Annotated in this window: 10 protein-coding genes; 8 read left to right on the top strand and 2 right to left on the bottom strand. The window is 37.4% G+C overall.

Translation table 11 applies throughout. The annotated features are described in order from the left end of the window. The first annotated feature begins 853 nt into the window (after positions 1–853). The 7 genes from tpx (at position 854) to AB6D80_RS23040 (ending at position 6,209) form a co-directional block, all read left to right on the top strand. Entirely contained in the window at positions 854–1,351 is a 498-nt protein-coding gene (gene tpx, locus AB6D80_RS23070; protein ID WP_017100137.1) for a thiol peroxidase, read from the top strand. Positions 1,352–1,353: 2 nt separating this feature from the next. Continuing rightward, entirely contained in the window at positions 1,354–1,962 is a 609-nt protein-coding gene (locus tag AB6D80_RS23065; RefSeq protein ID WP_017098654.1) for a redoxin family protein, read from the top strand. A 589-nt stretch (positions 1,963–2,551) separates the two neighbouring features. Continuing rightward, positions 2,552–3,277, top strand: coding sequence for a helix-turn-helix domain-containing protein (locus AB6D80_RS23060; RefSeq protein WP_017098655.1), 726 nt, complete (start codon positions 2,552–2,554; stop codon positions 3,275–3,277). Beyond that, entirely contained in the window at positions 3,252–3,782 is a 531-nt protein-coding gene (locus tag AB6D80_RS23055; RefSeq protein WP_017098656.1) for a hypothetical protein, read from the top strand. Before AB6D80_RS23060 ends, AB6D80_RS23055 begins: the two co-directional genes overlap by 26 nt. Next, entirely contained in the window at positions 3,763–4,560 is a 798-nt protein-coding gene (locus AB6D80_RS23050; protein ID WP_017098657.1) for a winged helix-turn-helix domain-containing protein, read from the top strand. Before AB6D80_RS23055 ends, AB6D80_RS23050 begins: the two co-directional genes overlap by 20 nt. Beyond that, positions 4,544–5,023 (top strand): hypothetical protein, encoded by a 480-nt coding sequence (locus AB6D80_RS23045; protein ID WP_017098658.1) that lies wholly within the window; start codon positions 4,544–4,546, stop codon positions 5,021–5,023. The genes AB6D80_RS23050 and AB6D80_RS23045 overlap by 17 nt, the downstream gene beginning before the upstream one ends. 157 nt (positions 5,024–5,180) lie before the next feature. Next, entirely contained in the window at positions 5,181–6,209 is a 1,029-nt protein-coding gene (locus AB6D80_RS23040) for a GlxA family transcriptional regulator (RefSeq protein WP_017101131.1), read from the top strand. Between the two features lie 477 nt (positions 6,210–6,686). Here the strand turns inward: AB6D80_RS23040 and AB6D80_RS23035 are convergent, their stop codons facing one another. Together AB6D80_RS23035 and AB6D80_RS23030 are read right to left on the bottom strand one after the other, a co-directional pair. Continuing rightward, positions 6,687–6,944: a hypothetical protein gene (locus AB6D80_RS23035; RefSeq protein WP_017098660.1), complete on the bottom strand. Its 258-nt coding sequence runs from the start codon at positions 6,942–6,944 to the stop codon at positions 6,687–6,689. Next, positions 6,934–7,329, bottom strand: a complete 396-nt coding sequence (locus tag AB6D80_RS23030; RefSeq protein WP_017098661.1) for a hypothetical protein — start codon at positions 7,327–7,329, stop codon at positions 6,934–6,936. The genes AB6D80_RS23035 and AB6D80_RS23030 overlap by 11 nt, the downstream gene beginning before the upstream one ends. Positions 7,330–7,705: 376 nt before the next feature. Here AB6D80_RS23030 and AB6D80_RS23025 point away from each other — a divergent pair, with 376 nt between their 5' ends. Further along, complete coding sequence (locus AB6D80_RS23025) at positions 7,706–9,211, top strand: aldehyde dehydrogenase family protein (RefSeq protein WP_017098662.1); 1,506 nt, start codon at positions 7,706–7,708, stop codon at positions 9,209–9,211. Positions 9,212–9,495: the final 284 nt, after the last annotated feature.

Raw genomic sequence — 9,495 nt, 5'->3', positions numbered from 1 at the left:
GTTTTTTGACTTTCCATTCACCTTCGCCATAAACCTTAAGGCCAGTCGCATCAATCCAAAAGGTCAAAGAACCGCGGTTAATGAGTGATTGGTTGTATTGCTTCCAGTTGGTTGTTTTGTAACGAGGTTTAGGCATAGGGCTACGAGAGGGAGTGAATGTAGCTGATCAGATCGTAGGTTTTAGGTTTAGTTCCAATGAATTACGCAACAAAGCCTTCCATTCATAATCATTGGCAGGAAGGCCTTCGCTAAGGTCTGAGTCGAAATATCGAGTAAAAATGCAAATGTTTTTTTCATTCCCCTGTGTTTCGATTGTCAGTTTTGTCTTTATTTTCAAAATTATATACAATAGGACTAGCGAGCGTGACTGCAAAATCGTGGTTATAGGATAGTTAGAAAATATGATAATGAATTTAATCTATGGTCTAATTTCATTGTAAATGTAAGAAGTCACGCTGTCTTTGAAAGTTGACCAACTAAAACAGCATGACTGGGGGTTCTTTGTTTAGGAATGAATACTAATTCCTGAATACAGCTCGCTCATCGTTAAAGAATCAAAAAACAACGTAAAAAATCACGTTCTTTCCCTATGAATAATATTTAATTTTCGAAAACACACCTAAATACGAACACTCTTCAGAAACTCCACAGAAAAAATTAAATTATACACCAACCAAGCCATTCAAATCGGACCAAAACAATGGGCATTTAGGACTTAACATCTTATTTATTAGAATCTTAAATAATAACAAATAGAATACAACACATCGGATTTGTTATTTATAAATATCAAATTACTATCTCGCCGCTCAATAATTTCTAACCAAAAAATAAACAATAAAAAGGTATTAACATGTCTATAACTTTTCAAGGTAACCCCGTTTCAATCTCAGGTCTATTTCCTAAACCTAATCAAGTAGCACCAAGTTTTACTCTCTGCGACAAAGAATTAAATAGCCTAACCTTAGAAAGCCTAAAAGGGAAAAATGTCTTATTAAATATTTTCCCTAGCATTGACACCCCAGTTTGTGCTGCAAGCGTTCGTACATTTAACGAGAAAGCCGCTAATTTAAACAATACAATCGTATTATGTGTTTCTGCTGATCTACCCTTTGCTATGAATCGTTTTTGTGGTGCAGAAGGCATTGATAATGTAACAACCGCTTCTTTCTTCAGAGAGTCATCCTTCACTGAAAACTACGGTGTAAACTTAAATGAAGGTGCGCTTGAAGGATTAGCTGCGAGAGCTGTTATCGTTATCGGTCAAGATGGTATAGTCAAACATAGCGAATTGGTTTCTGAAATTACTACTGAACCAAACTATGAATCTGCGCTAGCGGTTTTATCATAATCATGCGTAAACTACTTATTGTTGCTGCCACCCTTTATTCAATAAACGCCTTCGCAAAGTTTGAAACTACTGAAGACGATGCTGGATTTGGAGAGACACAAGTCGTCACACTTGATAACACCACAAAGTTTGATCTGATTGGTACACCATTAGAAGTAGGCGATTTATTGCCTTCGGCTAAGATGTTGACTTCAGATTTAGAAAGCTATGATACTAGTGCGCAAAGTAAATCGATCAAAATTTATAGCATATTGACATCTGTTGATACACCTGTTTGTGTTCAACAAGCTATTGAGCTTTCTCAATACATAGAAAGCAACCATCACAAACTTCAAGACATTGAATTTTATGCAGTCAGTGCGGATACTCCTTTTACTCAACAGCGGTTCATTAGAGAGCATTCTCTTGACGGAGCGACATATCTTTCTGACTCTTCGGAACATAAGTTTGGCCTCAATACAGGAACTCAAATTAAGCAGTTAGGCTTACTTAGTCGAAGTATTATTGTAGTGGGTATGAATAACCAAGTCATTTATACCCAAAGAGTACCTGAACTTACAACTATCCCTAGTTTAGAACGAGCAGTGAAAGTTGCGTTAGAAAACCGCTAGACTCCGGAAATATATAAGGGGCATTAGCCTCTTATATATTAACCTAATTCCAATTATATAAATAACAATCAATAATGAAAACCATAAAAAAACAAAATATATTTATAGGGTTGTTAATCCTGGTATCATTAGGTGCTCTTAAACTAAAAGAATCATCTATATTAGAAGCATTAGTAGAAGAAATTTTAATTGAAAATTATATAATAAAATCAAAATACAACATGGCACTCCATCATTTCATTAAATAATATCAACTTAGTTACAACTGCCTCTCTCCAATAGTACACCGATGCAATCCCATAGATTAGTCAAGTAGAGTCGATATCATTATACATACGAACTCACAAGAGGAAGGCATCAACGCATCTCAATGAAACCAGACACATAAATGGAAGTAACTGTGCTGATTTAAGTATACCTTTCAAAGTTCTCGTTAAAAAACAAAGCAAAATTGCCCTCAACGCCTATAATCAATTCTTATTATAAACTCGAGTTCATACTATTTTACTAGTTGTTGTCTATTGAATAATTTGGTAAGTTTGTAATATTTCATTTAAAAACAACACCAAGTATAGGTATGCAGCTATCTATGTGGGATTTTAGACCTCATGAACACTCTCAACTTCGAAATAAAATATCAGGTGAAGAAAAGAGACTAACAAAAACAGAAAGCCAGTTATTATTGCTCTTACTGTCGAATAACCATCGAGTCGTAACTAAATCTGAAATTCACAAAAAAATTTGGCCGGGGAAATTTGTTTCAGATGCCAGTATCACACACGCCATTGCATCATTACGTTTAGCTTTGAATGATACAGTGGAAGCACAATGTATCATTCGAACCGTACCTAAAGCCGGTTACTTTGTCGCTTATAATAAAATAGCTCTAGTTTTAACTAACCAAGCCCAACCCGAGACTAGGCGACCTGATAAGGTAGTGGCTTTTAAGCTTAAATGTTCTTGGCAAGCTGGCGTAATAGTTTTATTAGTCAGCATGAACTGTTTACTGTTTTGGTTTTTGTTCATACCTTCACAAAGCGAACCTAAACTGAACATGTCAAGGTTGAACTCTCAAACTAACACCTTTACGATCAAGAACAACGATTTTCATAGTCAACAACTCTTAGAACAGCTGATTAGGCACCCTACTTTAAACAATGTGAATTTTTATATTGCTTCAAATAAAACTAGGATTTATGTAAGTTGCATTCACCAGAATGCATCATCACCTTACGGCCAAAGCATCAACTTTTCCATTGATGTTAAGCGCGCTATAGAGGGGATTAGCAATGATATTGTACAAAAATGCCAATAAACACTATTTGCTTAGCGTTGTCTTTTTACTTGCCTTGTTGCCTATTCAAATTTTTCTCAATGCATCGTTTATTCCTAGTTTTGCTCAAAACGTTAATACCCAAATAAGTAAAACAGTTCTGACTTACGGTGAGCAAATGGGAGATAAGAAATACAGAAAAATCGACTATCACTTAAAACCTTATCTATGGAACCGATTTCTATTAATGGCTTCTATCCATTTCGACAATGGAAAAAAACTGGACACACAATTTCTTATTACCTTTTGGCCGAAATCCATTTATTCCATAAAATATATAAATCAACTGGTTAACACTCCAGAAACAGAATATTTTGATTTACCAGAGCAACATGCGCTCTTTGATGGCGGCGAAGAAAATTTTCAAACTTTGTTAGAAACCTCCCACCAATATTGTTACATCCAACTGTCGAACAACTCAGTTCAATGTGTCAATATATCTGAAAATAAAGAAAAAATTGACGTCAATGACAAGAAAACAACATAGCATGTGGATATTTAATCCAACCCTTAGGCGCCAGCTAACTAACCAAAGTAATGGGGAGAGCAAAAAATTGCACTCTACAGATTGCAAAATTTTAGAGCTTTTATGTCAAAATCAAGGCGAAACCGTTTTAAAAAGTACCCTAATCGACGTGGCTTGGCCAGGGCGAGTCGTCTCGCAAGCTAGTTTAACTCAGTCTATAGCCCACCTACGTATAGCTTTAGGTGACAATGGCCGACAACAAAATATTATAAAAACAGTCCCAAAGCATGGTTATTTACTGGTAAGCAACATAATAAGCCTTGAGGTGCCAATAGTTCTTGAACAAAACAACTCATCAACACCTAGTTCAGAAATAATCCCAGACACTCTCCAACCTCAAGACCATGAGAAGACCAGTCTATCGGCCCATCTACAATACCTTCAAAGATTCATTCTATTGACTCTCTCACTGTTATTTTTAGTTAGTCTCACTTGGTTAACGCGGATCATATATTACAATAGCACCACAGATCGTATTCAATGGAACCAGCGTGAACATTTGGGCGTAACGTACTATTTTACTGATACTAAAAATGGAGATAAACGTTTCAATGACCTCAAAGGGAGATACTCAAGTGACTTACGTATGCTCTATATTTCTGAAAACCCTGAGCAACTCTATGTATCGTGTGTTTATCAACCTAATAATTTACATGAACACAACACAATGAATTTTAGTTTTTCCCGAGACTATTCAATCGAGCAAGTAAGAGAGGAAATTAATGAACAATGTCGGTAAAGCCATTATTTTTCTGGTCTTGGCAAATATACTCGTCATTACGTTTATCTCATGGATAAATACCCTTAATCATCCTCTATTCTTAGATGGTCGAAACAACATCATGTTATTTTCTCATGGTCGTACATATAAAAAATTTGAAGTCGACTCCTTCAAAGAAGTAATTACCGTAGATCATCTGTGGGGAGGAGTTCACGATGCGCATTGTAGCTTATTATCCGAAGGCGAAAACAAAGCCCTCAACATCTATTACTCCGTTTATTTCTGGGGTGCAGACCTCTTTTCGACAACCAACGCGCTACGTAGCGCAAACTACACTCCCTCAACAGAACTTGATTTCACTGAAGCACACTTGATTGAGAATTCATCGGAACAATTTTTCCAGACCTTATACCAAGATAAGTATATTTTCTGTTATTCCAGTTTATTGACCGGCAGTGTCCAGTGTATCACGGCCGATTAATTAGAGTAATCAATCTAAATCATCAACAGATTTAGTTATAACTAAACGTGTTGATGATAAACATGTAAATATCAATGACTTAATTTATTCATTTAAAATCAATCTAATGACGAGTACTTTAAATTTCGGATTTGTTTATTAGTGTTCTTAAGGGTTTATGGACATAGTACTAGCAAATAGGACATATTTGAGAAACGTAATACTCATGATCAGAAAAAGAGAACCTTTAAAGATTACTGCACTCTTGTTAGAAGGAAGCCCAATCACAGCAATTTCGGGACCAATCGAAATGCTGACAATTGCTTCAATGCAAGCAGGATTACCAGCGCCACTGGTCAGTTATGTATCAGTCACAGGGGGGCCGACTCAATTCTTAGGGGGGCTAACAATTAACAGTAGTACGCATTGGGAATCCGTCGAACATACCGACATTTTAATAATAGGTGCTTGTGGTGACATAAATAAGGGGTCTTATGTCTTACCCAAAGAGGTTAAATATTGGCTAAAAAAACAAATTACGCAGTGTGAATTTGTTCTCTCTTTATGTACGGGGACATTTCTTCTGGCTGAGCTTGGGGTTTTAAACAAACGAAGCGCAACTACACATTGGGTATATGCTGAAGATTTTCGAAATCAATTCCCCCAAGTAAAATTCAAACCACACTTGAAAATAACTCATGAAGACCGATATATTTGCACCTCCAGCATTAAAGAATACTTTGCTGCAACAATTTTGTTAATTGATGCTTTGTTAGGCACGGCCCAAAGAATTAAATGTGAACAGTACTTAGGAGGTGATGTTTCAAAAATTAAGCGAATTTGTTTAACGAGCTTTGCTCAATACCATCAACATAGCGACAGTTTGATTGATCGGTTACAAGAGTGGATGCACAATGAAGACCCAAGCAGGCTATCTGTCGCTATGTGTGCAGAGAAAAGTTTTTTGAGTGAAAGGCAAATGAAACGTCGCTTCAAAGCAGCAACTGGCGAATCTCCAATGAACTACATACAACGTATTAGAGTGGTATTAGCGAGAGACAAGCTGGACACTACCAGCTTAAACATAGAACAAATATCCCAGCAAGTTGGTTACAGTGACACAAACCATTTTAGGTCGCTGTTTAAAAAATTTTACGACATGACGCCCACAGAATATCGCAAAGCGACACAGGCTTGTGAGATTTAAGCACCTTAATTCTAACTGGACCTAAGCCCTTAGCTAAAAAGGGAGTTATTCACTTAGATTGAAATGATTAACCCAATAATAAAGCTGGTATCTCTCCGGCTTTGAGCTCCACAGCCTTCATCAATTCAACTTTAAGAAAGTTGATGTCTCTCCGCCTACGCTTGTATCTGCAAGCGTTCAACGACAAACCACAAGGGAAAGAAAAGCGAAACAAAAACAAAGTCGACTAATTTACCTGCAAGAAATAAACGATGACGATCTTGGTGAGTCAAATGCGTATTGATTATAAAATTCAGGGCGAGTAATCATGTGGATAAAAAGTGGCAACTAACATTCACTAGATACACTGTTAGCTCGTAAACCGTAAAAAGTTCAGCCTTAGGTTCAATCTGACAAACATCGCTTAAAAAATAATGACTGCCAGATTAGGCCCAAGCAACTACTTTTGATGTGACATTTTTGCCACTCAGACAAATACTATTGAGAGAGTTTTTCTAAGACAGGGGTTATGGACCGATGAAGCTCACTGGACTCATATGCACCAGCTAATAATTTACTCGGATAAGCAATTGAATGGCTTAATACCTCACCAATATTGTTAATATGAATACGCTTATCAGCCACACAAGCACTCAAACATGTTCTAATAAATTGTTGGGATGTATCAAGCTCAAGCAAGCGTGCGCATCGCAGCGCTTCTTTGGTTCTTTCATAAAGCATTTCTTCAGATAACACGATTTACCCCTTCTCCATTCAATAGCATAACAATATGAAACTCTTCGCTTTTCCTCATCGCAGCAAGGAAAAGGCTCTCTCTCATTTCTCTTTGAATTATATTGTCGCTAATTACATACTTCGTCAAAACGTCAATCGCTTGTTGCTCGTTAATGTCTTCCTGACTAACTATCGCTGACAAGACACTTTTCGATAGATTTGACGAAATATCAAAATTTAGTTCTTTTGCCTTTACAATCATCGCTTTTATAACTTTGTTTTTTTGAGCTCTGATAGTACATATCTTCAGCTCATGCTTATCAAATGCATATCCAATGTCATCTAACAGTTGGCTCAATTCTTGATACACTTTACATTCCTCTAGTTCATTGTTCTTGTTCCTCATATGTTAACGTTATATGTTTAAAATAAAACAGTGAAACCAATTGCACCAACAAAACAAACCAACCAAATATCATGTAGTTATAAAAATAACACCATTATTACGTCCATAAGATCAGATATATATGTCCTATTTGGTTACTATATTGGTAATGATAGCGATCTATTTACATTGATAGAACTAGCATATTAAAATGAAATTCATTAGAAAAAGACATATACCCTAAGCATTCAAGACTTTTAGTTTCACGGTTAATATATAAACCATTGATTTAGTATGGCTATTTTTATTCTAGCTTAACCTATGGTTGAAGTTGCTTATTTTATTTTTCATGTGCGGGTGGATAATAACGCACAGAATCTAAAAAAAGGAACTGAAAATGTTATATGCACAACCAGGAACTGAAAATTCGATTGTCGATTTCAAGCCGCAGTATCAAAACTTCATAGGAGGGGCATGGGTAGCACCGAAACATGGAAAATATTTTACTAATACCTCCCCAATCAACCATTCTGTAATTTGTGAAATTCCAGCTTCGACTCAAGAAGACATCGATTTGGCAGTTAATTTTGCGCACAATGCGAAAAATGACTGGGCTTCAACATCAGTCACTGAGCGTTCAAACATATTATTAAAGATAGCTGAGCGTATTGAGAACAACCTTGAGATGCTTGCTATTACTGAAACATGGGACAATGGGAAACCTATTCGCGAGACTCTCGCCGCTGATATTCCACTCGTTGTCGACCATTTCCGCTATTTTGCTGGATGCATTAGAGCTCAAGAAGGTTCCGCTGCGGAACTAGATTCACAAACCATGACCTACCACTTCCCAGAACCTGTTGGTGTTGTAGGACAAATTATCCCATGGAACTTCCCACTCTTAATGGCCGCTTGGAAGCTGGCACCCGCGCTGGCTGCTGGCTGCTGCGTAGTATTAAAACCAGCGGAACAAACTCCTGCATCAATCTTAGTATTGATGGAGCTCATCGAAGATCTAGTCCCTGCCGGTGTAATCAATGTCGTAAATGGCTATGGTTCAGAAGCAGGTCAAGCACTTGCTACACATAAAAAGATTGCTAAAGTAGCCTTTACTGGCTCTACAGAAGTTGGACAGCATATTCTGAAGTGTGCCGCTGAGAACCTAATTCCGTCAACAGTCGAGCTAGGTGGTAAATCTCCAAATATTTTTATGGCTGATATATTTGATCACGAAGACAGTTACCTTGATAAGTGTATCGAAGGTGTCTTGTTAGCTTTTTTCAATCAAGGTGAAGTCTGCACGTGTCCTTCTCGAGTTTTGATTCATGAATCAATTTACGATCGCTTCATTTCACGTTTGCAAACTCGCATGAAAACGATCCAACAAGGAAACCCACTCGATACCGACACACAAGTTGGTTCACAGGTGTCACAAGAGCAATTTGACAAAATTCGCAAATACATAGCTCTTGGTCATGAAGAAGGTGCCGAATTACTTATTGGTGGTAACAGCAATGAAGACAATGGTTACTTTGTCGAGCCTACCCTCTTCAAAGGAACTAACGATATGCGTATTTTCCAAGAAGAGATTTTTGGCCCAGTCGTTGCTGTTACTACATTTAAGGACACTGAAGAAGCTCTGGCAATCGCCAACGATACTGAGTATGGCTTAGGTGCTGGAGTATGGACACGTGACAACAATCTGATTTCACATATGGCGAAAAATATACAAGCTGGGCGAATTTGGGTTAACTGCTACCATGCTTACCCTGCTCACGCTGCGTTTGGCGGCTATAAAAAGTCCGGGATTGGTAGAGAAACACACAAAATGATGCTAGACCACTACCAGAACACCAAAAATATCATCGTTAGCCACAGTGTTAATCCTTTAGGCTTCTTTTAAAAATTAAGCTAATTGTCTGCCCGAAAACCTAATGGGCAGACAAACATTTGGTTCATTATATTTATGGTCTAAGCCATGCCCATTTCCTTGACCCCTTTACAATGCAAGACTGAAAAAATATCCGCCTTCTTAGAAGGCAATTTCGCTTTATCATCCCTAGAAAGGGGCTTCCGCGCTATCAATTCTTCAATAACTACAGTTGTTGCTCATACTCTATGTCCTGCTTATCTTCCCCCTCTGGCAGGATAGTTGTCACTGTTAAAATTTAACCAGTTTGGGCGATA

This window comes from Vibrio sp. 10N.247.310.17 (assembly GCF_041466605.1).
Classification (GTDB): Bacteria; Pseudomonadota; Gammaproteobacteria; order Enterobacterales; family Vibrionaceae; genus Vibrio; species Vibrio tasmaniensis_A.
This window is presented reverse-complemented; position numbering and strand designations above follow the sequence as displayed.

Excerpts from the sequence above, each read along its gene's own strand:
- AB6D80_RS23045 (WP_017098658.1), top strand. The coding sequence starts at position 4,544 with ATGAACAATGTCGGTAAAGCCATTATTTTTCTGGTCTTGGCAAATATA.
- AB6D80_RS23025 (WP_017098662.1), top strand. The coding sequence starts at position 7,706 with ATGTTATATGCACAACCAGGAACTGAAAATTCGATTGTCGATTTCAAG.
- tpx (WP_017100137.1), top strand. The coding sequence starts at position 854 with ATGTCTATAACTTTTCAAGGTAACCCCGTTTCAATCTCAGGTCTATTT.
- AB6D80_RS23060 (WP_017098655.1), top strand. The coding sequence starts at position 2,552 with ATGTGGGATTTTAGACCTCATGAACACTCTCAACTTCGAAATAAAATA.
- AB6D80_RS23055 (WP_017098656.1), top strand. The coding sequence starts at position 3,252 with ATGATATTGTACAAAAATGCCAATAAACACTATTTGCTTAGCGTTGTC.
- AB6D80_RS23065 (WP_017098654.1), top strand. The coding sequence starts at position 1,354 with ATGCGTAAACTACTTATTGTTGCTGCCACCCTTTATTCAATAAACGCC.
- AB6D80_RS23050 (WP_017098657.1), top strand. The coding sequence starts at position 3,763 with ATGACAAGAAAACAACATAGCATGTGGATATTTAATCCAACCCTTAGG.
- AB6D80_RS23030 (WP_017098661.1), bottom strand. The coding sequence starts at position 7,329 with ATGAGGAACAAGAACAATGAACTAGAGGAATGTAAAGTGTATCAAGAA.
- AB6D80_RS23040 (WP_017101131.1), top strand. The coding sequence starts at position 5,181 with ATGGACATAGTACTAGCAAATAGGACATATTTGAGAAACGTAATACTC.